This window comes from Proteus alimentorum (genome assembly GCF_002607735.1).
Lineage (GTDB): Bacteria > Pseudomonadota > Gammaproteobacteria > Enterobacterales > Enterobacteriaceae > Proteus > Proteus alimentorum.
The window spans coordinates 282,049-307,691 of the sequence record NZ_NBVR01000031.1; the positions used below are offsets into that span (position 1 = coordinate 282,049).

Annotated in this window: 21 protein-coding genes and 1 pseudogene; 6 read left to right on the forward strand and 16 right to left on the reverse strand. The window is 37.8% G+C overall.

All coding sequences use genetic code 11. The features are described from left to right. Positions 1–34: 34 nt before the first annotated feature. The 4 genes from B6258_RS11840 to B6258_RS18570 are packed head-to-tail and all read right to left on the reverse strand — an operon-like array spanning position 35 to position 4,623. On the reverse strand, positions 35–1,132 hold the full coding sequence (locus tag B6258_RS11840) for a phage late control D family protein (protein WP_099075425.1): 1,098 nt from the start codon (positions 1,130–1,132) through the stop codon (positions 35–37). Next, a complete protein-coding gene (locus B6258_RS11845; RefSeq protein ID WP_099075426.1) occupies positions 1,132–1,596 on the reverse strand; it encodes a phage tail protein in 465 nt (154 codons plus the stop codon). Before B6258_RS11845 ends, B6258_RS11840 begins: the two co-directional genes overlap by 1 nt. Next, a complete protein-coding gene (locus B6258_RS11850) occupies positions 1,596–4,457 on the reverse strand; it encodes a phage tail tape measure protein (protein WP_099075427.1) in 2,862 nt (953 codons plus the stop codon). The genes B6258_RS11845 and B6258_RS11850 overlap by 1 nt, the downstream gene beginning before the upstream one ends. Continuing rightward, positions 4,450–4,623, reverse strand: a complete 174-nt coding sequence (locus tag B6258_RS18570; RefSeq protein ID WP_420820596.1) for a GpE family phage tail protein — start codon at positions 4,621–4,623, stop codon at positions 4,450–4,452. The genes B6258_RS11850 and B6258_RS18570 overlap by 8 nt, the downstream gene beginning before the upstream one ends. A 64-nt stretch (positions 4,624–4,687) precedes the next feature. Here B6258_RS18570 and B6258_RS11865 point away from each other — a divergent pair. Then, a pseudogene (locus B6258_RS11865) lies at positions 4,688–4,978 on the forward strand (tyrosine-type recombinase/integrase); the annotation flags it as partial. 131 nt (positions 4,979–5,109) lie between these two features. On the opposite strand, the gene ahpF reads toward B6258_RS11865, so the two are convergent. From ahpF to B6258_RS11910, 10 genes are all read right to left on the reverse strand, one after another. Continuing rightward, positions 5,110–6,675: an alkyl hydroperoxide reductase subunit F gene (gene ahpF / locus B6258_RS11870; RefSeq protein WP_099075428.1), complete on the reverse strand. Its 1,566-nt coding sequence runs from the start codon at positions 6,673–6,675 to the stop codon at positions 5,110–5,112. 69 nt (positions 6,676–6,744) lie between these two features. Beyond that, positions 6,745–7,308 (reverse strand): alkyl hydroperoxide reductase subunit C, encoded by a 564-nt coding sequence (gene ahpC, locus B6258_RS11875; RefSeq protein ID WP_006536680.1) that lies wholly within the window; start codon positions 7,306–7,308, stop codon positions 6,745–6,747. A 281-nt stretch (positions 7,309–7,589) separates the two neighbouring features. Then, positions 7,590–8,240 carry a hypothetical protein gene (locus B6258_RS11880; protein ID WP_240531577.1) on the reverse strand — a complete coding sequence of 217 codons (651 nt, stop codon included), beginning with the start codon at positions 8,238–8,240 and terminating at the stop codon, positions 7,590–7,592. 310 nt (positions 8,241–8,550) lie between these two features. Further along, complete coding sequence (locus B6258_RS11885; protein ID WP_099075429.1) at positions 8,551–10,074, reverse strand: carbohydrate porin; 1,524 nt, start codon at positions 10,072–10,074, stop codon at positions 8,551–8,553. 689 nt (positions 10,075–10,763) lie between these two features. Next, positions 10,764–10,919 carry a hypothetical protein gene (locus tag B6258_RS18075; RefSeq protein ID WP_164996164.1) on the reverse strand — a complete coding sequence of 52 codons (156 nt, stop codon included), beginning with the start codon at positions 10,917–10,919 and terminating at the stop codon, positions 10,764–10,766. After that, entirely contained in the window at positions 10,912–11,721 is an 810-nt protein-coding gene (locus B6258_RS11890; protein ID WP_099075430.1) for a PadR family transcriptional regulator, read from the reverse strand. Before B6258_RS11890 ends, B6258_RS18075 begins: the two co-directional genes overlap by 8 nt. A 424-nt stretch (positions 11,722–12,145) precedes the next feature. Beyond that, entirely contained in the window at positions 12,146–13,981 is a 1,836-nt protein-coding gene (locus B6258_RS11895) for a tyrosine decarboxylase (RefSeq protein WP_099075431.1), read from the reverse strand. Positions 13,982–14,497: 516 nt separating this feature from the next. Further along, the gene (locus B6258_RS11900) at positions 14,498–15,520 is read right to left on the reverse strand and encodes an NAD(P)H-quinone oxidoreductase (RefSeq protein ID WP_420820592.1); all 1,023 of its coding nucleotides are present in this window, start codon (positions 15,518–15,520) and stop codon (positions 14,498–14,500) included. Between the two features lie 131 nt (positions 15,521–15,651). Further along, positions 15,652–16,536 carry a 4Fe-4S binding protein gene (locus B6258_RS11905; protein WP_099075433.1) on the reverse strand — a complete coding sequence of 295 codons (885 nt, stop codon included), beginning with the start codon at positions 16,534–16,536 and terminating at the stop codon, positions 15,652–15,654. Further along, positions 16,533–16,862, reverse strand: coding sequence for a hypothetical protein (locus tag B6258_RS11910; RefSeq protein ID WP_206073624.1), 330 nt, complete (start codon positions 16,860–16,862; stop codon positions 16,533–16,535). The genes B6258_RS11905 and B6258_RS11910 overlap by 4 nt, the downstream gene beginning before the upstream one ends. A gap of 580 nt (positions 16,863–17,442) precedes the next feature. Between B6258_RS11910 and B6258_RS11915 the strand changes: the two genes are divergently transcribed. The 4 genes from B6258_RS11915 (at position 17,443) to B6258_RS11930 (ending at position 21,055) form a co-directional block, all read left to right on the forward strand. Beyond that, the gene (locus B6258_RS11915; RefSeq protein WP_099075434.1) at positions 17,443–18,201 is read left to right on the forward strand and encodes an FNR family transcription factor; all 759 of its coding nucleotides are present in this window, start codon (positions 17,443–17,445) and stop codon (positions 18,199–18,201) included. Between the two features lie 141 nt (positions 18,202–18,342). Beyond that, complete coding sequence (uspE, locus tag B6258_RS11920) at positions 18,343–19,293, forward strand: universal stress protein UspE (RefSeq protein WP_099075435.1); 951 nt, start codon at positions 18,343–18,345, stop codon at positions 19,291–19,293. Positions 19,294–19,495: 202 nt separating this feature from the next. Then, positions 19,496–20,071 carry a LemA family protein gene (locus tag B6258_RS11925; protein WP_099075436.1) on the forward strand — a complete coding sequence of 192 codons (576 nt, stop codon included), beginning with the start codon at positions 19,496–19,498 and terminating at the stop codon, positions 20,069–20,071. 27 nt (positions 20,072–20,098) lie between these two features. Further along, positions 20,099–21,055: a DUF3137 domain-containing protein gene (locus B6258_RS11930; RefSeq protein ID WP_099075437.1), complete on the forward strand. Its 957-nt coding sequence runs from the start codon at positions 20,099–20,101 to the stop codon at positions 21,053–21,055. A 68-nt stretch (positions 21,056–21,123) separates the two neighbouring features. Here the strand turns inward: B6258_RS11930 and pntB are convergent, their stop codons facing one another. Continuing rightward, a complete protein-coding gene (pntB, locus tag B6258_RS11935; protein ID WP_099075438.1) occupies positions 21,124–22,512 on the reverse strand; it encodes a Re/Si-specific NAD(P)(+) transhydrogenase subunit beta in 1,389 nt (462 codons plus the stop codon). Between the two features lie 11 nt (positions 22,513–22,523). Further along, positions 22,524–24,053 (reverse strand): Re/Si-specific NAD(P)(+) transhydrogenase subunit alpha, encoded by a 1,530-nt coding sequence (gene pntA / locus B6258_RS11940; RefSeq protein ID WP_099075439.1) that lies wholly within the window; start codon positions 24,051–24,053, stop codon positions 22,524–22,526. 386 nt (positions 24,054–24,439) lie between these two features. On the opposite strand from pntA, the gene ydgH reads away from it, so the two are divergent. Next, positions 24,440–25,393, forward strand: a complete 954-nt coding sequence (gene ydgH / locus B6258_RS11945; protein ID WP_099075440.1) for a DUF1471 family protein YdgH — start codon at positions 24,440–24,442, stop codon at positions 25,391–25,393. The last annotated feature ends 250 nt before the right edge of the window (positions 25,394–25,643 follow it).

A 25,643-nucleotide genomic window follows, 5' to 3' on the forward strand; every position in this document is an offset into this window, starting at 1 on the left:
TGATGTGGAAATTACCTGTAATTATACACAGGCACTATTCCTTATCCATATCTATCTCACTGCTTTTGACTTCTAATTCTAACGAGGTGGTAAATCCGCTATTGTTCAGGGAATGGCTCACCGTGACCAACGTCCAATAGGCATTATCAATCTCTGGCTTAAATCCGCTCACTTGTACTGGCAATTCAGGAAAGAGATCCGCGCGCCCTTTCGCTAGCGTAATACTAAATGAAGCAACGCCTCGCTGTATTTTTTCCCATGCGGCTTTAGCAGCACGTTCGACATTGGTTTTACTCGCGTAAGTATGAGACAACACCATCACATTACCCTCTTCACCGACGAGGTACTCCCCTTGTTTCTCTTCTTCTTTTTTCGGTTTATCAGTAGTGGGTTTTCTACGACGAATTTGTGATTGTGTTTTCTCTTGCGGTTTACGAGTGTTTAAATAATTGGCTGTCACGCCAGTATAAGCGCCTCTATCTACCAATGAAAAACGGTGCCCATCCCCCACACTACGAGTGATTTGCACTAAAGGTAATGCTTGACCACTGGCGGTGGTATTGCCCCCTTGCACCATAAACAGCAAATTGCCGTTTTTAACACAAGCGGTGGCACCGTTTAATTGCCCTAAGCGCGTTAAAAAACTGCCGTCTGACTCATTGGTCTGGTCGATATGTTCAATCTTCACCGTATCAAGACCAGGATCAACCACCGCCGTGACATTATTACGCCCTGCAATGGTTCTGACGATATCCCCTAATGTTTTTTGATGGTAAGACATTTCACGGCGAACATTGAGTGTTGCCCTAAAATCCGCACTACGAGCGCGCAATGTCATTTTATCCGGTACACCTGAATGCTCTATCTCATCGACCGTAAACGAGCCTTTATGAATAAGATTTTCACCCTGCCAACCAAGATGTAAGGTTAACACCTCACCCCGCTTTGGCATCATTAATGCGCCGTCAGAATCATCTAACTCAATATCAAGCCGGTCAGCTTCAAAGCCCCGATTGTCCGTTAATGAAAGTGAAATTAATCGCCCTTGAATTTTGGTGCTGATATCTTCATCACCGGCAATTAACACGAAAGCTGGCGTGCTACTTTTACCGGTGAGCATTTCTGGTAACATTATGATAAAACCCCTTTTATCGCTTCACCGGCACCATTGGCCATCATGCCTAATTGGTCGCTTAAATCTCCCAACATCTGACTGATGGAGTCATCCACCCGTTTTAATGTCAGAGAGAAATCAATTTTTCTGGCGGCGCCGTCTTGGAAAAATTCGGTATGGGTGCGTTGTAAATCGGTGATCACAAACATGCCGTGAATGGTGCCCGTACCATCAATAAACGACCACGCTTTACCACTATCCGCCATTAACTCTAGAGCCAGCAACGACACTTTACCGCCGGTTAATGAGGGATAAAGCGCTCCCGATAAAGTGATCACATCAGTATCAGGGCCAATAAATTGTTGTGCCGGTCGGCGTGCGACACGTTGAGTAAAACCATGTCGCCACGTTTGTTGTTTTTGTAGGGATTGATAAGGTACGGTGCGTAACTCAAACACAAATACCCCAAGTGCTGCCATCATTACCACACCTCACTGTCTTGATAACGGCTATTTAATCGTGCTTTCTTGTCACGCTCACGGCGTTCGATTTCCGCGATAACAAGCTGTGCGATATCTTGCGCAGATTGATTCGGTTGAGGATGAATATTAATTTCATAATGTGCCGGCGCGCCTTGATAACGCTGTTGTTGAATGTTCACGTTAGCCGGTGCCGGGCGATAGTTTTCAACCGGCAAACTGTGCGGGTGCAACGGGGCATTTTGTGCCTGTAATGAAAAGGCACTGCCTAACGATAATGCAGCTGTTGCTAACATGGCAGTATGTTTACGACTGGTGATGTTCGCAGGGCCTTCAACAATTTCAGGGCCATTTTCGCCGACAATACCAAACTGACCACGCGGGATATAACCGCCTGAATCATACATTCCGGCAAAGTTGCTATTGTAAGAATCTAATGCAGACTGCACTTTCGGATCGGAGGTTTTAGCAAACTCAGGGGTCAGTGCTTCTTTCGCGGCGGTTGCCAATTCACCAATACTATTTTTAAAGTCCGTCCATTTGTTTTTTATTCCCTGAATAATGGAATCAATCAGGTCACTACCGAACTGTAAAAATTTAGCCGGTAACGCTTTGGTGTCTTCGACAATTTCATCCCATTTAGTGGAAATCGTTGTTTTAAGGAACTCCCATTTTTCTTGGGTGTACTTAACAATTTGATCCCAATTGCTATAAATAATCCCCGGTAAAGTTTGTGTCATGAAAAAGGTTTTTATTCCTTCCCAGATACCTGAAATTACAGATTTAACAGACGCCCATGCGGTTTTGGTATAGCCGACAATACTATCCCAATGTTTTGCAATTAAGCCCGGTATCGCCCAGTTAAAGAAGATGTATTTAATCCCTTCCCATACTTTTAAAATGGTGTCTTTCAATGCTTGCCATGCAATAGCGGTGCGCTGTTTAACAGACTCCCACACCTTGGTGACATACGGCTCAATCTTATCCCAATTTTTATAAATCAGATAAATAGCACCCGCAATAACAGCAATAGCCAACAAAATAGGGTTAGCTAACATGGCTTTACCCAATCCTAAAAATGCACTGCCTAATAATTTAATGGGTTTTAATAACAGTGTTAACGCGCCACCGCCTTTAATGCCTAAAATTGATAGGCTTAATTTCGCGGCGGCTAATGGCCCCAACATGGCAGCAATGGATAACGAGAGAATACCGAGCGTGGTAATAATGCCGGCTATCGCTAAGCCAACCATAGTCAGCGTTTTAGCCAGTTCAGGGTTAGCCTTTACCCATGATTCAACCTTTGATATTGCCTTTGTAATACTTTGAGAAATTTGACGTAATGGCTTATCAATTCCATCAAATATTTTTATGCCTAAAGCTTCCCACGCTGATGTTAGATTTTTCATATCACCATCAAGGTTATCCGTCATAGTACCCGCGACATTTTGGGCTTCGCCTTTAGCTTTTTTTAATTCATCTACAAACTTCTGTAATTCTCCTTTTCCTGCTTGTTCGGCAAGCACCGATAACGCGGAGAAGGCTTCTTCACCGGCAATATGTTTAAAGAATCCTGCCCGCTGCGCATTACCCATATTGGCGGTTTTCTTATCCAATTCGGCTAATAACTCAGGAAAGTCGCGTAAGTTTCCTTTTGCATCTCGTGTTTTAATGCCAAGTTCTTCTAATGCTTTGGCGGCCATTTTCGGCGGTTCAGCAAGACGCCCTAAGATAGCTCGTAATGACGTACCCGCCATTGAGCCTTGAATACCCGCATCCCCTAACTTACCCGTTGCGGCGGCAGCCGTTTCTAAATCAACGCCTAACCCTGACGCCACCGGTGCAATGTATTTCATCGTGTCGCCAAGCATAGTCAGACTGGTATTTGAACGGGTAAAGGCACCGACTAACACATCACTCACTCGCCCCATCTGATCCGAGTCGAGCTTAAAGCCGGTTAAAATATTAGAACCGATATCTGCCGTGGTACCTAAATCAATATCACCCGCCAGTGACATTGCCAGCGTTCCGGGCATGGCATTTTTAATTTGCTCAGGCTTAAAACCCGCCATTGCGTAGAATGCCTGACCTTGCGCCACTTGGTTGGCGGTAAATGCCGTGGTTGCGCCCAGTTCTCGCGCTTGCTCACGCAACATCTTAAATTCATCGGAGTTTTTATCTAAGCGCGTTAATGCCTGCACTTTTGACATACCGACATTAAACTCATACCCCGGCATTAAGGTTTGTTTCGCGGAATACAACATACCGGCACCAGTTGCTGTCATGGTAGCACCGGCTCCCGCCATTTTATTTCGCACATCAAGTGTCTTTTGATACTGCGATTTAGCCGCCGCCATGCGACGCTCTTGTTCGGCACTGCGCCTTAACTGGTTTTCTTGCCGGCGGAGTTGTTGCGTGGTGCGTTCAATATCACCATTAAGTCGCCGTTGCGCTTGACCGAGTTGATTAGTAGAAATGCCATTGGCTTGTAATGCCGAGCGCTGTCGCTGTGCCGACTGCTGTAATTGCTCATATTTGGTTTTGAGTTGTCCCGCTTCCCGTTGCGCTTTTTTAAACGCCTCTAACTGTTTTTTAGTAGGGTTTTCACTGTTGGTAATTTCTTTGGCGAGAGTGGCAACACGTTGCGTGGCGGATTGGTACGCTTGCTGTGTGGAGGTTAACTGCTGTTTAATTTTACGAAAGCCGTCAATTTGTGAGGCTTGCTGATTAAGGGTTTTTAACGAGTCACGTGACTGGCGCACAGCGGACGCCAATCGTTTATTACTTTCTTGTGCACTGCGAAACGGTGCGGTTAATTTATCAACCGCACTCAGTACAACTTGTAATTTTAAGTTATTACTCATCCTGTTGTCCGCACCGTTTCGCCGCTTGATAGCGCCATGACAATAATTCTGAAAGGCTCATTTTGCCGGTATCTGCCGGTGACCAATGAAAAATGACGGCAATATCTGCCGCCAGTTCATTGGTGGTTAATTCGCTTGGGAATCGGGCATAACCGACTTCGGTAATAAAAAATTAATCACCTGCACACTCAGGTTTACCAAGTCGCCCGCGGCTAAAGACAACACATTGTATTTGTACAAAGAAATCAGGATTGCTCTTTACTGAAACGTCTTATCACATGTTTCGTAGAGCAATTAAAAAAGTGAAGCCCAGTATGGCATTAGGTCAGGCAACCCACGCATTGCGCCATACATTCGCCACCCATTTTATGATGAACGGCGGAAGTATTATTACGTTACAACGCATCTTAGGACACACTAATTTGCAACAAACGTTGACCTATGCACACTTCGCGCCAGACTTCTTACAAGATGCCATTCAATATAACCCTTTGAAAGGTAGCACAGAATTACTGGTTTAGAGTGTCCACATATTGTCCACACTTGAACACTTAAGGGCACTTTTCAGCCCTTTTTGATGATTTTATGTACAAAAAAAGGCATCTTAAAAAAGATGCCTTTCTCTATAACCTATTGATTATCTTTGATTTGCTTATTTTGCCGTTGTGCGAATCAAGTAATCGAAAGCGCTAAGTGAGGCTTTTGCTCCTTCACCGGCAGCGATAATGATTTGCTTATAAGGAACGGTTGTACAGTCACCTGCAGCAAACACACCTTTGATATTAGTTTCACCACGGGCATCAACAACAATTTCACCGATCTTATTACGCTCAACAGTACCTTCTAACCACTGTGTATTTGGTAATAAACCGATTTGAACAAAAATACCTGCTAATGCAATATCATGCATAGAATCATTAGTACGATCTTTATATTTTAAACCGGTTAACTTAGTGCCATCACCATATACTTCTGTCGTTTGCGCATTTAAGATAACTTCTACATTGCTTAAGCTACGTAATTTTTTCTGTAATACCGCATCAGCTCTCATTTCTGGAGCGAATTCTAATACTGTTACGTGTTCAACTAAACCCGCTAAGTCAATCGCAGCTTCAACACCGGAGTTACCGCCACCAATAACAGCGACTCTTTTGCCTTTAAACAGTGGGCCATCACAGTGTGGACAATAAGTTACACCTCGAGTACGGTATTCATTTTCACCGGGAACATTCATATTTCTCCAGCGAGCACCTGTTGCAATAATTAGGCTACGGGTTTTTAAAATTGCGCCTGATGCTGTTTCAATTTGATGTAACGCCCCTTCTGATGCGCCCGGAATTAAACGACTAACAGTTTGACTATCAATCACGTCCACTTGGTAATCATCAACGTGAGCTTTTAATGCACCTGCAAGTTTTGCACCTTCAGTTTTCGGTACTGAGATGTAGTTTTCAATATCAACAGTATCAAGAACTTGACCACCAAAACGTTCGCCAATAAGGCCTGTATTTAAACCTTTACGAGCTGAATAAACAGCTGCTGATGCACCCGCAGGACCACTCCCCACAATTAATACATCAAATGCATCTTTTTGGTTTAACAATTCCGCAGTACGTTTTTCTGCATTGCTGTCTACTTTGTTAACAATTTCAGCTAAAGTCATACGACCTTGACCAAACTCGTTACCATTTAAGAATACAGCAGGAACGCCCATAATATTACGTTCCTGAATTTCATTTTGGAACATGCCTCCGTCGATCGCAGTATGTGTGATCTTCGGATTTAAAATCGCCATTAAGTTTAATGCCTGAACAACATCAGGGCAGTTATGACAAGAGAGCGAATAATAGGTTTCGAAATGAAACTCACCGTCTAACTGACGAATTTGTTCAAGTAATTCTTGTGCTTCTTTTGATGGATGTCCCCCCGTTTGCAGTAATGCTAAAACTAATGAAGTAAATTCATGGCCTAATGGCGAACCTGCAAAACGAACACCCGTTTCTTTCCCTGGGTTGGTAATAAGAAAAGATGGTTTACGTACATTCGCGTTATTATCTTCGCGATAAGTGACTTTATCGGATAATGGTTCGATTTCTTTTAATAGTACTTGGATATCAGCAGAATGTTTACTGTCGTCTAATGTTGCTACTAACTCAACTGGCTGGGTTAATCGTTCTAAATAAGCTTTCAATTGAGCTTTTAAATTATTATCTAACATTTTTGCACCCTCAATAAAATCGGGTGCCGAAACACCCGATAAATAACTTTTTAGTGGCTTAATTCTTATTTAGATTTTACCAACTAAATCCAGTGATGGAGCTAAAGTTGCATCACCTTCTTTCCATTTTGCTGGGCAAACTTCGCCTGGATGGCTAGCTACATACTGAGCAGCTTTAACTTTACGCAGCAGGTCTGATGCATCACGGCCAATACCTTCAGCAGTGATTTCAATTGCTTGGATGATACCTTGTGGGTCAACAACGAAAGTACCACGGTCTGCAAGACCTTCGTTCTCACGCATATTTTCGAAGTTACGAGTTAATGCGCCAGTTGGATCGCCAATCATGCCATATTTGATTTTACCGATAGTTTCTGAGCTGCTATGCCATGCTTTATGGGTAAAATGTGTGTCAGTAGAAACTGAGTAAATTTCTACGCCCATTTTTTGGAACTCAGCATAATGATCAGCTAAGTCACCTAATTCAGTTGGGCACACAAAAGTGAAGTCTGCAGGGTAAAAGAAGAAAACGCTCCATTTGCCTTCGACGTCCTTTTCAGTCACTTCTACGAATTGACCGTCTTTAAATGCCATGTTTTTGAATGGTTTGATTGGGGTATTAATTAAAGACATTGTATTTCCTCCTGTTTGGTATGGGACTAATGTACCTATTCCATTTGAGAATAGCTAATACATTCCTGCTATCAGTTCAATAGGTTTTACCTAATGACTTGAAGAAATTGATAGAGATAGGTTAACGAAATGTAGCTATTAAAGCAAATGTACAACAAGTAAATTGCGCCTATCTTCTATTAGCCGACTCTCTGTTTAATATCCTTAGCTTCAATAAAGATACACTTATAATATTATGAATTATAAGACTAATATTGAATCCATCATAGTTGAATTCAATATTATTGCGCTAATTTGGCAGGTTTAAGAATAGTATAAGTACATTCAAATGCTGCCTTTTGAATACGATAAACATCTTGGTGATCTGTTTTGGATTGCACAACGGCATCGCCCGATTGAAAACGTTGCAATTCTCCCCAAGGTGCCCTCATTGCAAATGGAGGTGTAGACTCCGGTACAATAAAGTAATTCATTTCGATACCCTTCGGAGTAAAAGGCTGATAATCACTAGGATAAGGCGCTAAATTAATTTCACTTTTCTCTACGGTATTGTAGCGTTGAGTAAATTTGGCTTTTCTTACCAAGATCTCCTCATTACCTGTTTCTGGGCAAATATTTTGTACTACCCAATCTCCTGCTTTTGCAGGTTCTGAAACTGTTTCAATTCCTTCACCTTTAATTATCGTTGTGATGATCTCACCTTCTTTGGCGGGTCTTGCTAGAACTGGCTTTGTTTTAATTGCAACACCAGTGATCCCCGCTTGCTGAGCTTGTGTAAAGTAAGCTATGCGTTCTTTTTGTGGTAATTGGGAAAGATCATTAGCAAATACAAATGAGGGAATTAAGGTTAAGCCTATTAATAGCGTTTTTGTTCTATTTTTCTTATAGGTCTTATTATTATTTGAATAACTGTTTTGTGTATAGAAAGGCATCGAGTTGTTTCCTACTTAAGATTAATCGTATTTAAATACGTTATTTTATGTCTGTATTTGTTAAACAGATTATGGCAGGAAATAAAACTATGGCACGAGTAAAATCAGTTATCTAGCTGAGAAAAGATCAAAAAATCGAGAGATCTCACAACTTAGTTAAGGCTTTTTCCTTATCTGGTGTTTGATGTTTTATATCTCGACAACTGTGCAAACTATATAAAAATATAAAGACCTCAATTAGCCAACAAGACGCTGTATCTTGAAGTCTTTATATAAAATCGATCTCTAACAAAAAATACTAAAAATAAAGTTAAAATAGATACTTAAAGCGGATACGAGCACCGTAACGATCTTTATCACTGCTATGTACATTAATATCGTCTTTACCATCTATACGTGAATAATAAGCGCCTAAATAGGTTTTAAAATTATCCATATCTAAAATATTAGGCAGTTCATAAGAAGCAAATACAGTGTTGATATTGTATTTACCAGGATTGAGCGTTAAATAGGTGTCATTTTGACCACTGTTGTTTCCGCTTTTGTGATAGTAAGCTTTAATATCATTATGAGCATAAATATAGCCAAGTTGAAATTTTCGCCATAAGATATTACTACCAATAGAAAAGTCATTTTCATCTTTAGCATCGAGATACGCTGTACTTATATTTGCAACAATACCGTTAATAGGATCATCAGCTAAAGTGTCCCATTTTACAGTCAAGCCATAACCTGTACGTCGTGATTGATCTTGGAATTTTCCATTTTCATCATCATAACCATAGGCTTTGCTTATCACATTCGCGTCTATTGCTCCTGCAATAGTAAAATTGTCTTTCTGCCATGCAACAACAGGACGCATATAAATAACATTTTTGCGGTTATCAAGTTTGCGTCCATGATATTCATTGTCTTTAAAAACAGAAGTTCCATCTTCAACTAAAGCATTTAGCTCAAAATACCAATCGTTATAGTGTGTGTTAACCATCATGCTACCACCATCACTACTACGGCCTCGTCCTTCTTTCATCATATAGATATAGCCGAAGCCATCGCCATATAAATCATTTGCTGTATTACCTGAATATTCAACAAATGTGTCTTGGTTTAAAGGAAACATGTCGTAAGCTTCATAACGACCAATTTTATATTGCCATTTATCGCGTTGACCAAAATAGAAAACAGCATCATCTAGATTCATTTTACCTGTCATGTCAGCCATAGGCTGAGCACTAAAACCCGCATAATTGCCGTTTTTTAATTCTCGTTCACCATCCACACCAATTAAAATGCGCCCGTTAAGTGACCACTTTTCATTGTCATCAAAGTCTTTTTGATTACCGGGCATCATTCTCACCGATGTTAGTTGCCCTTTCTTACTAGCAGCATCGATATTATATTCAACGTCACCATACAATTTGAGATCACCCCAATTTGTATTGGTAGAGAAAAAACCTGTACCCGCTTTATTATTCGTACTAACAAGCTGAGCAGATTGTTTTTGTTGAAGTTCACTGAGTTGAGTTTGCGCTACATTGACTTTGGCTTGTGCTTCATCAGATTGTTTCTCTAATACAGCAACTCGTTGCTCTATATTGGCAGTAGCAACATTATTGGTGGATGTTTTTTCTTGAGATAAATCATTTGAATTAATTAATTGCTCAAGGCGAGCTGCTTTTTGTTCTGCGGCAGCCGCTCTCGCTTCAGCAGCGGTTGCACGTTGTTCAAGTGCATTTAACCTTGCTTCAATAGCACTTATATCGGTTTGTGCGTTTGCACATAATGGCGTAGCGAGTATTAGACTTATCACAACAGATAATGCTTTTACTTTCATTCGAATATTCCTAAATTAGCAAATGTTGGTTTAACAGGTACGACAAACACATAACAATCAATTGAGTTAATCGATTGTTCTATCTAATGAGCGTATTGTTATTTGATAATATTTTATAAATATCAATCAGTTATTCGCATCATTATTTCTATTCTTAACAATAAATAAACCGATACCTTCATTACCTTGCCATTATTTATGCTGATTAGCGTCCTGCATCATAAGTAAGGCTACGTTTGAACTAAGGTACTTATTCTCGTTTAAGTACTTAAAAACGTTTGTTATTTTGATTCGGTATTTAGTTTATTGTTATTTCAAGCATATCTCTGGTTTAAGTTTTCAAATTTTATAATGGGTTCACTAGCCTAAATAAAATAATCGTTAATATGGAACATTTCCACAATCATTTGTGATTTTTTTGAGGTCAGTACAATAACCTAAGAAAAACGACACAAATGACCATCAAAAATGGAGATATAGAAAGAAAATAAAGCTATTTATTAAGTGAGATATAAAATAAGCAAATGATAGTTAAGAACTGAAGAAAATAATTTTATAATGGTGTCGGTGGCTTCTATTATTTAGAAACTTTTCTGTAAGGAAAAGTTAATACGGTGGGGAGAATAAATAGAATGAGAAAGGTGAAGAACTGACAGAGGTCATATCATTATAACCTCCGTCTATCATTATCATATTCTGCCAGGTTTACGTAACGCTCTACGAAAGTAAGAAACTGGCATTTTAGGGCAAATTTGTTCTTTTACTGCAGGATTGTTTTCCAAATCATCTTTGTCTATTTCATTATTTCTTCTTGAATTTTGTAGCTGAGTATCTGTTTTATTCATCTTCCCTTTCCTCTGAGATCAATGCCTCATTGATAGCTTCAATTTTCTCAACTGCTTCATTAAGAATAGAAGCAATACGTCCTGCTCTTTCCACAGAGAGCTCTTTTAACACTAATTTATGGCGTAAAACTGCTTTTAATTTACCAACAGCAGATTCAATTTCCTCAGAAACACCACCTGCGTTTTGGGATAAATCTCTCGCATAAGCCAGTTTTCTTTGAATGTTGGCATCTATATCCTGATGTTCTGCTAAAAATGCAGAGCCTTCAGATGTAATACTGTAGTTTTTACGGCCTTTTTCAGCAATCGTAGCAACTAATAGATCTTGCTCTTCAAGTAGCGTTAGTGTTGGGTAAATAACACCAGGGCTAGGTACATATAATCCTGAAGAAGCCTCATCTATTTCTCTAATAATTTCATAACCATGACTTGGTTTTTTTGAGATCATGCTAAGCAGTAGAACTCGTAAATCACCATGATCAAACATGCGTTTTAACTGGCGACCTTTACCTCGACTACCACATCCACGACCACGTTGTTTTCCATGCCCATCAGAACCATGTTCACCATGACAACACTCGCCACGACCTTCGTGTCCGTGACCGTGTTCACCATGACAACACTCGCCACGACTTTCATGTCCGTGACCATGTTCACCATGGCAGCAATGCTCGCCATGATTTTCTTGGTGTCGGCTATGTTTACCACCACAGCGCCCTTTTCCGTGACCATGTCCATGACTACCATGTTCGCCATCTTCAGCACGCTGTTGATAAAGTGAGTTTAATGCTCGAATCATCATAAATATTCCCTCATTGTTTTAGATATATCGAATTTATGTAGTGCAATATAATCCGATATATCTAAATTATCAAGCTTTAGATATATCTAAATGCATATCTAAATCGACTTTCTCATTAACAATATGATTTATCTATGATTAATTTTTTAAGCCTGAGCTTAATTATGAATGATTATCATTCTCCAGCTTGCTTTTATGTGCTATCAATGAAAATAAAAGAAAATAAATAATAAAGAAGAATACAAAACAGACAGCTTTAGCTTGAAATACACACAAAAAATAAAACAGGTTTATAATGCAATAAGTGACAACGTCACCTTTAGCTCATTTAAAAAAAGCGAAGATAATGAGTAATAACCCACTACTTCGCTTTTTAACAAAATTTATTTTAATTGTAGGAAATATAACAAAAACGAGACATCTGCTACTTATCTAATGCGGATAAAACCACTTTCTTAATATATTGATATCCAGCCTCAATTTGTTGTTTATCACAGATTTCAGTACTTTTTATAGTAAGCTGCAACAAATTTAAGTGTTTAATAGTTTCCCACTCATTGTTATCAAAACCGCACTCAGAACAAAATTGTGCGGGGGCATCATCGCTATTACGAGCACAAAGCGTTAATAAACTTAGATCTTGTTTATGATGGCTTTTTATAACCAAGTTTTCATAAATTGTTTTATTGAGATCATTTTGCGTTTCTAAGTCTTTATTTCCTTCCTTTACAATCGCAAAATTTAGTTTATTAAAATCAGATGCAAATAAAACACGAATATAATAGTGCTCACCTTCTTTTTCAAAAGCAGCTGCTTGATTAAAAAACTTCTCAAGTTTGATGCGCGTTTCCCATTGAATTTGTGCATATTTTCCATATCCAGATGAAGTAAAAGGATAGAGTTGATGCACACTCCACATTGACGCTACTGCGGGTGCGGATTGAATACCATCAATTTCAGGAACATCACCAGCTTGCTCTGGGCATAATCTAGGGGGATTTGTTAAAAAACGACTAATACGCGCATCTTTAATGCATACTACACCGGTAGGATATGGTGAAAATCCAGCTTGAAATGGTTCAAAAGAGACTGAATCAGCGAGAGAAAGTTGTGTGATACTTTCATATATTTCAGGTGTCAATTCGAGTAAGGGAGCTTCTTTTTTTAATTTCTTATACAAAGTCTGATAAGGGATAATATTATAATTATCATCAAGAAATAAACTTTTCATATAACCAAATTGCGATGCATCAATATGGATATAAAATGAATTATTGTATTTTTCCTCACACTCTTTTCTTAGTTCAAAAAGTGGCTTTAACTTATCAATACAACCATAAGAAGGTGCTCCTAATATTCCTATAACGCCAAGAATAGGCTCACCTTGTTCAATCAAACGAAAAACAATACTGCGTGTTTTTTCAATATCAGTTTTAAATGTTTCATCAATAGGCAATGCAATAAGGTTGTCATACCCTAACCCAAGTACATCCATTGCCTTTTTCCAAAATTCAAAACGAGAAACAGGAACAAGTAATTTTCCTAAATTCATTGTTTTTGTCATGCCTGTACCTCGGCATGTTAAGTGACTAACATCATCAAAAATCCCACGCTCATTAAGTTGTTCACTTATTGCTAAAATATCCGTAACCGACATATTGAATAACTCAAAGGCTTTTTTATCTACAACCAGATCTCGTGATTTTGGATGACGAGCGATCGCCATTGGTAATGTTTTTAAATTTCTGAGCGCCCATAATATTTCATAGCAAGCAAGAGTGTGACTTGTTGTGATATGACCAAATGCATCTTCTGATGAGAAACCGATTAATTTGCAGAGATCATCTGTAATTTTCTTTTCTTGTTCTTTTAGTAAGGGGGAATGGTTATTAAAAACATTGTCTGAATTGTATACTAATGCAGAAAGGTAACCGAATTTTGCCAATTGCATCACTTGTGAATGATGATGGGAAAAATAAGGTTCAATATCAGATTGATTATAATTATTTTGCTGTTTTAAAGTCTCTAAAATACTTTCATAAGCATTATCTACTGCTTTTCTTTCGAAACTGTTGCTTTTTATTTTAGCGTCTAAACTCTCGCTATTATTTTTTTTTACTTTATTTGCTTTAGGAAAAGAATACTCACTATTCATTAGTATTTTTGCCATCTCTCGATGATAACATGTAAGAGTATCAATGGTTCGGGTATGGTATACACGCTCTGTAGTACTCAGACAGGTTTGTTTGTAATTTGCCATCATCGCACCTATATATAAATTTTTATTATCTGTTTTAATGAGAATTGTGTTTATTAATCGTTAATAATTAATCTTTATTCAAATGATATACTACATGATGAGTAAGAATCTTCTTTATTTTATTGATATCAGTTAATATTTTTCTAATTTGATTTAATCAAATGACACTTTAATGATAAATGATTTAGCTTTATTTGTTAGTTTCTTAAATTTATTATCAATTTTGATTTAAGTTATATTTCTGTAAATATGATATTATTTTTGCTAAGGTCAATACTTAAATCTGCTTTAATCAGAATCAATGAATATTTCTATCGCTTAGTTCCTATTAAAAAGAACAGACATTAAATTACTTATCTAAAATAAGAATTTGTTTATTCAAATGTTATCCATTTTTCCTTCAATATATAAAAAAACACATGAACTATTGAACATGTGTTTTTCGGAATATTCGCTTTTTAGAAAGTAAAATAAGCGCTTACTCTTATATCAAATAAGTTTTAAACACTCTTATTTTTACTCTTTTTCGTTATAAGATAAGATTTCAAGCATCACTTTCCCAATTAAATCACCAGACTCCATTAATTCGTGTGCTTTACCTACTTCTTCTAATGGAAAAATAGCATTAATGATTGGTTTGATTTTTCCTTCAGTAATAAGTGGCCATACTTGCTGTTTTAGTTCTTGTGCTATTTGTGTCTTCTCTTCTATTGAGCGAGATCGCATCGTTGAACCAGTATGAATTAAACGCTTAATCATCATTGGCATCATATTTAAATTTTTAGGCATTCCTTTCATCATACCCACTTGTATAACGCGCCCAAACTTGCTGGCAACTTGATAATTTTTTTCTACGTAATCCCCACCAATAATATCAAGAATAACATCAACACCTTTTCCCTCAGTTAAAAGAGGAATTTCTTTAGCAAAATCAGCTTGTTTGTAGTTGATGACATAATCAGCGCCAAGATCACGAGCTACGGTAGCTTTTTCTTCAGAGCCGACCGTTGTATAAACTGTCGCACCGATGGTGTGAGCAAGCATTATGGCAGTTGATCCAATCCCTGATGTTCCGCCATGAATAAGAACTGATTCACCCTGTTTTAGTTTTCCTAACTGGAATAAATTAGCCCAGACAGTAAAGAAATTCTCTGGTAATGCTGCAGCTTCAATATCCGTTAAATTCATTGACGGTAATGCGATGTCTTCATGTGCAATACAATATTGAGCGTAACCACCACCAGCAACTAAAGCACAGACCCTATCTCCCAACTGCCATTTAGTGCAGCCTTCGCCTAATGCGACAACCTCTCCAGCAACTTCAAGGCCTGGAATTGGTGAAGCATCTGCTGGTGGTGGGTAACTGCCTTGGCGTTGAAAAATATCAGGGCGATTAACACCAGAAGCTGCAACTTTGATCAAAAGATAATGTGGAGGAAGTGACGGTATTGGTGCTAGTTGGGGTTGTAATTTATCTATACCACCAGGCTCTGTAATGGCAATTTCTAACATATCCACAGGTAAAACCGTTGTTTTCATCATATACTCCCATTTTAATTGGTCACTCTCAGAACTTAATGATAGATCAACAAAATCAACATCTTATTTCTTATTTTAATAAGAATGTTAGCTTACTAAGCAATAAATAACTTAAGTGTATTTGAGAGAGATTATAACCAACCTTGCTTCTGATGTTGTATGCAAATCGGGCACAATTTTGCTTCAGGAGTCCACGACAAGAAGGCTAAACGGCATTTTTCACAGTGAGCATCATAATAATGGTAGTGTATCGGTTCGTTATTTTTAGCAACGTGTTCATTAATATGAATAGATTTAGGAAAACAAACCACTTCACAACTCATGCAACCCGTACAACGTTTTTCATCAAGCGTAAATATATTATTTTCAAGTTCAATCGCACCTTCATCACACACTTTGGCGCAGGCAGAACAAAGAATACAACTGTCTTTATCTAACTGAATTTGGAACCAGCTATCTTCAGGATAAAGTTGTTTTCTTGCATTTAATCCTGTTCTTACTTGATTTTTATTGAGTGGCTTTTCATCCAGTTTTTGACGAAAAAGCATAAAGCGACGCCCACTATCAATATCAGTAGGCTCTGTGATAATTAATTGCCAAATAGGCTCTTGTAATGTTTTTAATTGAAGATTTAAATTTGCTAAAACAGGAAGCCATTTATCCACTAAAGGCTGCGCTATCTTCATACCTTTAATTTGATATTGGCGGTGCCACACTAATAATTCTTCTGTACTTGCTAACGGTTCATCATGATTAACAACAAGGTAATTATCTTGGTGTGTTCTTTCATAAGGTGCGATATTTTCTATAGCATCAACGGGACAGGTAAATAGACAATTACCACACTGGAAACAGCGTTCATTGTCTATTTTCACATCTAAATGAGCAAAAGTGATAGCGCCTGCGGGGCAAACTTTAGAGCAACTATCACATAAGCTTTGTTTGAGGCGTTTTCTAACACATTTATCATTAATAATCGGTTCAGGAGGAAGATCCACCTTAATAAAACGCCTCATACATCACTACTCCACGACTTAACAATAAAGAATGCAAAACGATTAAGAATTTCTGCAATTAGTATTATTGCGCTACTTGCTAACACCATACGCAACCCTGAAGTAAATACAGCATTGCGATATCTCCATACGCTGTATCCCATCATTAAAATACCAAAAACTGACATGAGCCATGCAGATATTCTTAACCCGAATGTTTCATTATACGCAATGATAGGCGTATGAGGGAACGTTATTGCATCATTTGTTGAAATGACTGCTGACATCCATTCCAAATAGAACGGCTGTACCGCCATACGTAATGTTACAGCAAGAAAAACAACCAATAATGCACTTATTACAATCCTTTTTGCTCACTCATCATTCACAAAGGCTTTAACATGAAATGCGGTTATTGACAGTGCAATAACGACGCCGGCTGCAAATAATGCACCTATAAACATAAATTCAGCACTTCTTTGCAGATCCCCCTCTTTTTATAAGGAAAAGCTAATTCAAGGTAGCATTAAGTTGCATCAAAAATACATCTAGTTAACTTTACCTACTTTTTTGTTATAAAAATAAAGAGTTATGCATAAAAAACACGAATTTAAGAGAAAGCCGTAAATAAAATGTCAATATAAAGATAGAAAATATTGAATCGCCTCTTCATTTTTGGCTTTTGGCAAGGATAATTTAGTAATAGCACTATGACTTCGTTAAAAAATCGAATAATATACCAACTGAGTATAGGGTTAGCGCAAATTGTTCTAAATAGACCTTTAAGCAAAACATTGTTTTTATCAAGATACATGTTTTGTTACATTCGGAATTATTTCCACACGTACCGTTATTCCCCTTACTAATTACTGCAATATGTGTTAAAATTGACGCATATCAATATTTTTATTTGTAATGAGCAAGCTTATGATCCCAGAAAAACGCGTCGTTCGCCGAATCCAATCTGGCGGTTGTGCAATCCATTGTCAGGATTGCAGTATTAGCCAGCTCTGCATCCCGTTTACTTTAAACGAGCATGAGCTTGATCAACTCGATAATATTATCGAGCGTAAAAAGCCCATCCAGAAAGGTCAAACCTTGTTTAAAGCAGGTGATGAGCTGAAATCACTTTATGCCATACGTTCCGGTACAATTAAAAGTTATACCATTACGGAAGAAGGCGACGAGCAAATAACAGGATTTCATCTTGCTGGTGATTTGGTTGGCTTTGACGCCATTATTAATACTGAACACCCAAGTTTCGCACAAGCTTTAGAAACATCTATGGTTTGTGAAATTCCATTCGAAACGTTGGATGACCTGTCAGGCAAAATGCCTAACTTACGTCAACAAATGATGCGCCTAATGAGTGGTGAAATCAAAGGTGACCAAGAAATGATCTTACTGCTATCGAAAAAGAATGCAGAAGAACGTCTGGCTGCTTTTATTTATAACCTCTCTCGTCGTTTCGCACAGCGTGGTTTTTCTCCTCGTGAGTTCCGTTTAACCATGACTCGTGGTGATATCGGTAATTACTTAGGTTTAACCGTTGAAACGATTAGCCGTTTACTTGGTCGCTTCCAGAAAAGTGGCATGTTAAGCGTTAAAGGCAAATACATTACTATCGAAGATAGTACGCTGTTAAGTGAATTGGCAGGTAAACTTCCTTCATCAGTTGAAATTTAATCTGTTACATTTCACACGCTAATTTTATAACGGGGCACACAAATTTGTGCCCCGTTTTCTATTTTGTGCTATTGCATTTTATCTTCTTGGGTTATCTTTAAATTGTAGATGGATAAATCCAGCCCTAAAGAGGATATTACAATGGAAAAATATCAAAACCTTCTCGTTGTCATTGATCCTAACCAAGATGACCAACCAGCACTTCGCCGTGCTGTCTATATCGTTCAGCGTAATGGTGGGCGGATAAAAGCTTTTCTACCTGTTTATGATCTCTCTTATGACATGACAACCCTTTTATCTCCCGATGAACGTAATGCAATGCGTAAAGGTGTTATCAGCCAGAAAGCTGCTTGGATCAAACAACAAGCACGCTATTACCTTGAAGCTGGTATAGAGATTGATATAAAAGTCATTTGGCATAATCGCCCTTATGAGGCAATTATTGAAGAAGTTGTTGCACATCAACATGACTTACTGATCAAAATGGCTCATCAACATGATAAATTAGGTTCCCTTATTTTTACCCCCCTTGACTGGCAACTGCTTAGAAAATGCCCTTGCCCTGTTTGGATGGTCAAAGATAAAGAGTGGCCTGAATACGGAACTATCGTTGTCGCCACCAATTTATCGAATGAAGAATCTTATCATGATGCCCTTAATCTAAAACTGATTGAGCTAACAACCGACTTGTCTCATCGTATACAGAAAGATCCTGATGTTCATCTACTCAGTGCTTACCCTGTTGCTCCTATCAATATTGCGATTGAGCTACCTGATTTTGATCCAAATCTTTATAACAATGCCCTACGCGGTCAACATCTTATTGCGATGAAAGAGTTACGCCAAAAATTCAGTATCCCAGAAGAGAAAACACATGTTAAAGAAGGATTGCCAGAACAAGTGATCCCCCAAGTTTGTGAAGAGTTAAATGCGGGTATTGTCGTTTTGGGTATCTTAGGAAGAACCGGTCTTTCCGCCGCGTTCTTAGGAAATACGGCAGAACAGCTCATTGATCATCTCAAATGTGACTTACTAGCCATCAAGCCAGATGGTTTTACTTGTCCGATTACTGTTGATAGTGATCACGATTAAACTTATTGCTCTGTATACCAATAAAACGCCAATTGATTAATATTCAATTGGCGTTTTGTTTTATCTAAATTTTTTTCATATTTTCATCATTCTTCGATGCATCAATAAAGAATAATTAATATCATTATAATTGTTTAAAATAATAAATTAATTAACCAGCGGTATCATTTTACTTAGGATAAAAAGCAAAAGGATTATAAAAATGACACTTTCACTTATCTCTTTAATTATTATAGTTTTTAGTCTGATTTATTGTATCTATATAAACAATAGTATTATTAAAAATCATCATCGCGTACATCAAGCTTGGGCCGATGTAGTTACGCAACAACGCCAAAAATCTTTAATTATTCCGAAAATAGAGTCTCTGGTAAAAGAACATAAAGAATTTGAATCCTCAACGCTTGTTGATTTAACTCAGATGCGTAGCGCTGCGGTAAAATTAACAGATTTACCTAATAACATTACATCCAATGATTTGGAGCATTTTCAACATCACTTCCAACACATGTTGAAAAGTATGAATATCGTGTTGGAAAACTATCCAGAGTTAAAGTCCATTGATCTTTATTGTAATTTAGCTAATGAAATTTCAAATCAAGAAGATAATGTTGGGGCCGCAATCCGTATTTATAACAGCAATGTAGCAATCTTTAATTCTTGTATCGAAGTATTTCCCAATCATTATCTTAATAAGATCTTCACGAAAAAAAGACTCGCAATGCCTTTTGAACATAAATCTTCATCACTTGAAATAGGTTTTACACCTACATTTTAAATACATAGAGACATTTAGGTACCTATTTTGCTAAATTTTAAAAATACAAAGATCGTTCAAAATTTAAGTCTTTTGGAACAACAAATAAAATATCAACAAAGTTATCAAGAAATTACTGAAAGTATATTATCTATTAAAAAGTTAAAGCCTAGACGTTTTTATTACATTGCCATTTTTCTTTTTACATTAGGTTTTACGCTCCTTTTTATTAGCTTCATCAATATACATTTTATCGTGTATGGCTTATTTACATTTATTCTCTCTTTATTGGGTGTTTTTTATTATGGATGGCTATTTGTTGCTATTTGCAGTAAGTTTGATGATATCAGCGCTGAAATTTATCAAAAATGGGGATTACTTGATCTTAACTTACACTGTATGCCAATAAAAAATGGTTATGTCAGTTCTGTTATAGATGATTTTGAGGAATTTAAACGTGGCAGTGAACCAAGAAGGATCACATTAGAACATCAATCTATTCACGAAGGCGATGAAAGATTTTATTTTTATCATAATGAATTTGTTGAGCGTGATGTAACAACTAAAAAAGAATTATATACAACTTGTCGCTGTGGCATGATATTTCATTTTCCACCTCAATTTAAAAATATTTTTATTATTAGTGAAGGAAAAACACCTCATAAATTATCCTATCAATTAGCATCGCATCAATTTAATCAACGATTTTCTCTAGGTGCTCGAGATAAACATCAGCTTGCTAAATTTTTAAAGCCGTCAATTGTTGAAGCAATACTCAATTTAAGTAACAACTTTGTCCATCTTAATATAGAAATTAATGCTAAAGGAATGATATGTATTAGTTCTGATGATTTGGATGCTTTGAGCTATACAGCTGACTCCAATATAAATTCACCAGATATGTTTTTAAAAGAATTAAATCAAACAACGATTAAACTTCCCAAAGTTTATCAATTTATAGAGTTCTATAATGTACTATTAAAATACTCAAAAGATAATTTTTAAAACACCATCAAAAAAGCCAGTCAACGAAGTGAATTGACTGGCTTTTTACTATTCGCTATCTGTATCTATTACAGTGCTTTTAAAATTGCATCCACACTGGCTTTAGCATCACCAAACAACATTTGTGTATTTTCTTTAAAGAACAGTGGATTTTGAACCCCTGCATAGCCTGTATTCATTGAGCGTTTAAACACAATAACATTCTGCGCTTTCCACACTTCTAATACCGGCATACCTGCAATTGGGCTATTTGGATCATCTTGTGCCGCTGGATTTACGGTATCGTTAGCGCCAATTACCAAGACCGTATCAGTGTCAGAGAAATCATCATTGATTTCATCCATTTCTAATACAACGTCATAAGGTACTTTAGCTTCTGCTAACAACACATTCATATGGCCCGGTAAACGCCCTGCTACTGGGTGAATACCAAAACGCACTTTCACACCACGTTGGCGTAATTTTTCAGTAATATCATGTACAGGGTATTGTGCTTGAGCAACTGCTAATCCATAACCTGGAGTGATAATAACTGAGGTTGAGTTTTTCAGCATATCAGCCACTTCTTCTGCTGTTGTTTCGCGGTACTCACCCATTTCACCTTCTTCTGTTGAAGCTGAGCCATCAGTACCAAATCCGCCTGCTATTACGCTAATAAAAGAACGATTCATCGCCTTACACATAATATAAGAAAGGATAGCACCGGAAGAACCCACTAAGGCACCCGTTACAATTAACAAGTCATTGCTTAACATAAAGCCCGCGGCGGCAGCAGCCCATCCTGAGTAAGAGTTCAGCATCGAAACAACAACTGGCATATCTGCACCACCAATTGATGCAACTAAATGCCAACCAAATGCCAAGGCAATTGCAGTCATTATGATGATTAAGAAAACTTGTAAGCCAACACTGTCAGTTTTAACAAACCAAACCATCAATAAAAAAGAAACAACTAAAGCTGCTAGGTTTAATTTATGACGATTAGGTAACATCATCGGTTTAGAGGACATTTTCCCGCTTAATTTACCATAAGCGACAATTGAACCTGTAAATGTAACAGCACCAATGAAGATCCCTAAAAAGACTTCTGTTAGGTGAATATTCACCATGACAGGGTCCATGGCTGTATTGTGGTCAAGATAGCTGTTAAAACCCACTAAAACCGCCGCTAAACCTACAAAGCTATGCAAGATTGCGACCAATTCTGGCATTTGAGTCATTTCGACTTTTTTAGCTAAACGAATACCAATCACGGCACCGATTACCATTGCAATAATGATCCAACCAACATTACCAGCATAAGGTCCAAAAATGGTTGCGAACAATGCAATTGCCATCCCTGCAATACCAAAGTAGTTACCTTGTTTAGAGGTTTCATGCTTTGATAAGCCGGCAAGGCTGAAAATAAATAATATCGCGGCGACAATATATGCCGCTGTAACAACTCCGCTGGACATAATTGTCTCCCTTATCCTTTACGGAACATTTTCAACATACGTTGAGTAACAGTGAATCCACCAAAAATATTAATACTCGCAATCAATATTGCGATAAACGAAAATAGGCTAACCCAGCCACCACTACCAATTTGGAGTAAAGCACCAACGACGATAATGCCCGAAATTGCATTGGTCACTGACATTAATGGCGTGTGCAATGAATGACTTACATTCCAAACAACGTAATAACCTACAACACAAGAAAGCGCGAATACCGTAAAGTGAGATAAAAACTCTTTCGGTGCAACATTTGCAAGCCATGCAAACAATAAAAAGGCTATCGCTAATACACTGTATTTCTTCCAAGGTGAAACCGGTTTAGCAACGGGTTTTTCTTGTGGTTTTGCAGCAGGAGCGGCTTTAGGTTGTGCTGAAACTTGAATAGGTGGCGCAGGCCATGTTACTTCACCAGCACGAATGACAGTCACACCACGAATGACAACATCATCAAAATCAATATTGATATTACCGTCTTTTTCTTTGCACAATAATTTCAATAGGTTCACTAAGTTAGTGCCATAAAGTTGAGATGACTGTGCTGGTAAACGAGCGGCTAAATCAGTGTAACCAATAATTTTTACGCCATGTTCTGTCGTAAAGACTTCATTAGGCACGGTATATTCACAGTTACCACCATTTTGAGCCGCAAGGTCAACTACCACACTTCCCGGCTTCATGGAATCAACCATCTCTTTTGTAATTAAACGAGGAGCTGGTTTCCCTGGAATTAATGCCGTTGTAATGATGATATCAACATCTTTTGCTTGTTCTGCAAATAATGCCATTTCAGCATCAATAAATGCTTTTGACATTACCTTAGCATAGCCATCACCACTGCCTGCTTCTTCTTTAAAATCAAGCTCAAGGAATTCAGCGCCCATGCTTTGAACTTGCTCCTTAACTTCAGGGCGAGTATCAAATGCGCGAACAATTGCACCAAGACTTCCCGCTGCACCAATCGCAGCAAGACCTGCAACACCAGCACCAATAACCATCACTTTAGCTGGTGGTACTTTACCTGCGGCAGTAATTTGTCCTGTAAAGAATCTTCCGAATTCATGGGCAGCTTCGACAACAGCGCGGTAACCTGCAATGTTTGCCATTGAACTTAACGCATCAAGAGATTGTGCACGAGAAATACGTGGCACACTATCCATAGCCATAACGTTAATATTCTTTTCAGCTAATTTTTCGAGCAATGTCGCATTTTGAGCTGGCCAAATAAAACTCACCAATGTCGCGCCATCTTGTAGTAACGCAATTTCATTATCCAATGGTGCATTTACCTTCAAAATAATGTCTGATTCCCAAACATTTTGAAGAGCGAGGATCTCAGCACCGGCTTCCTGATAAGCTTTATCTTCAAAACTTGAAGCAATGCCCGCACCATTTTCAACTGCGACTGTAAATCCTAATTTTATGAGTTGAGTCACTGTAGCTGGTGTAGCTGCAACCCTTGTTTCATTAGAAAGTCGCTCTTTGGGTATACCAATTCGCATAATTTTCCCTTCTTATCCATAGAGTTCTGTTAAAACCTCTCCGTTAACTTCACATTCATGCAAAAAAAATGTTAAAAATAATAATATGTATGTCATTAATCGGAGTTCTAATAACCTACTGAAAATAAAACCAATAATCTATATCTGTGTAAAGCTAAAATTGAACTTAATTAGATCATTTTAGTCGAAAAGGCATATTTATGAATTATTCACTATATTCAGGTAAATATCTGGTAACATATACTGGTCATTTGACTCTGTGGTGATTCGCTAAATAAAATAATGCGACAAATGCTATTATTACATGTAATAATTAATCCCTATGTGATAAACCACGACGTTCAGCACATGACCAATATTAATTGCGCAAGGCGGAAGGATTTTGTATGAAGCTGAAAACCTCAGTCATCGCAGCAGCGATGTTGTCTTTAACTAATATCACTGTTGCGCAGGCTGCTCAGGAATTAACACCCGAACAAGCTGCAGAACTAAAACCATTTGAAAGAATTACAGTTATCGGTCGTTTTAACGCTATTTATGAAGCCGCTGATGCGGTCTCTCGTCGTGCGGATAAAGTCGGTGCTGATAGTTTCTATATTCAAGGTCTAGATGATATTAGTGATAGTGGCAACATGAGTGTGACTGCTGATCTATACCATAAAGATGCACCAAAAGCAGATCAAGAAAGCTATCGTGTTTTTCATGGCGTGAAAGAACTACCAAAACCTGAAGCAATTCTGCTACAACCTTTTGATACAGTTTCTATCCGCGGTTACTACCCTACAACCCCTGATATTAACGACGCAATTGCAAAAGCGGCCGCTAAAAAAGGTGCTGCATCATTCTTTATTGTTCGTAACGTATCAACGAATGATGGTGGTAACCAAGAAGTAACAGCTTATATCTACAAAAAAGATGCGCCTAAACGTGCAATTCAGGCACAAGAGGCCGTCGTTCCTTATGACTCAGATGCAGGTCGCGCACTCATTGCAGAAGGCGGAGCCGCTGCAAATAAAGTTGAAAAACCAGGCCTTGCTTCAAACACAGACTTTGATAGAAATGTAGGTACTTTTGCTGAAACACAAAGTTCTGGCTCAAGTGGTCGTTACACTGTCACTTTAGCCGATGGTACTGAAATTCAAGAAGTCAACAAAGCTGCGGCTGCATTAATGGATCCTTTTGATACCATTACTTTTAGTGGATACTTTGTAAACTCACCAGAAATCTCGTATCAGGTTGCTAAACGTGCCGCGGCAAAAGGCGCTAAGTTCTATCATATTACAAATGAATGGCAAAGTGATGGCGGTACAGTCACTATTACGGCAGACCTATTCAAGTAATAAAAAATTTCCTATCGAAAAAACCTTGCTCTGGCAAGGTTTTTTTTATTCAAAATTTAATCAATCAGTCATTATTTTGTAAAAGTGAATAATTTTTATGATTTAATGCATAGACAACCAAGTCAACTCTCCGTAAAATCTCGCTGTTTTTTAGTGTTTTTATCTTTATTTAAATTTGAGATATTCATATTTATTCTATTTACTGACCAAAAAACAAGAAAATACGCTATTTATTTACAATTTTAATCAT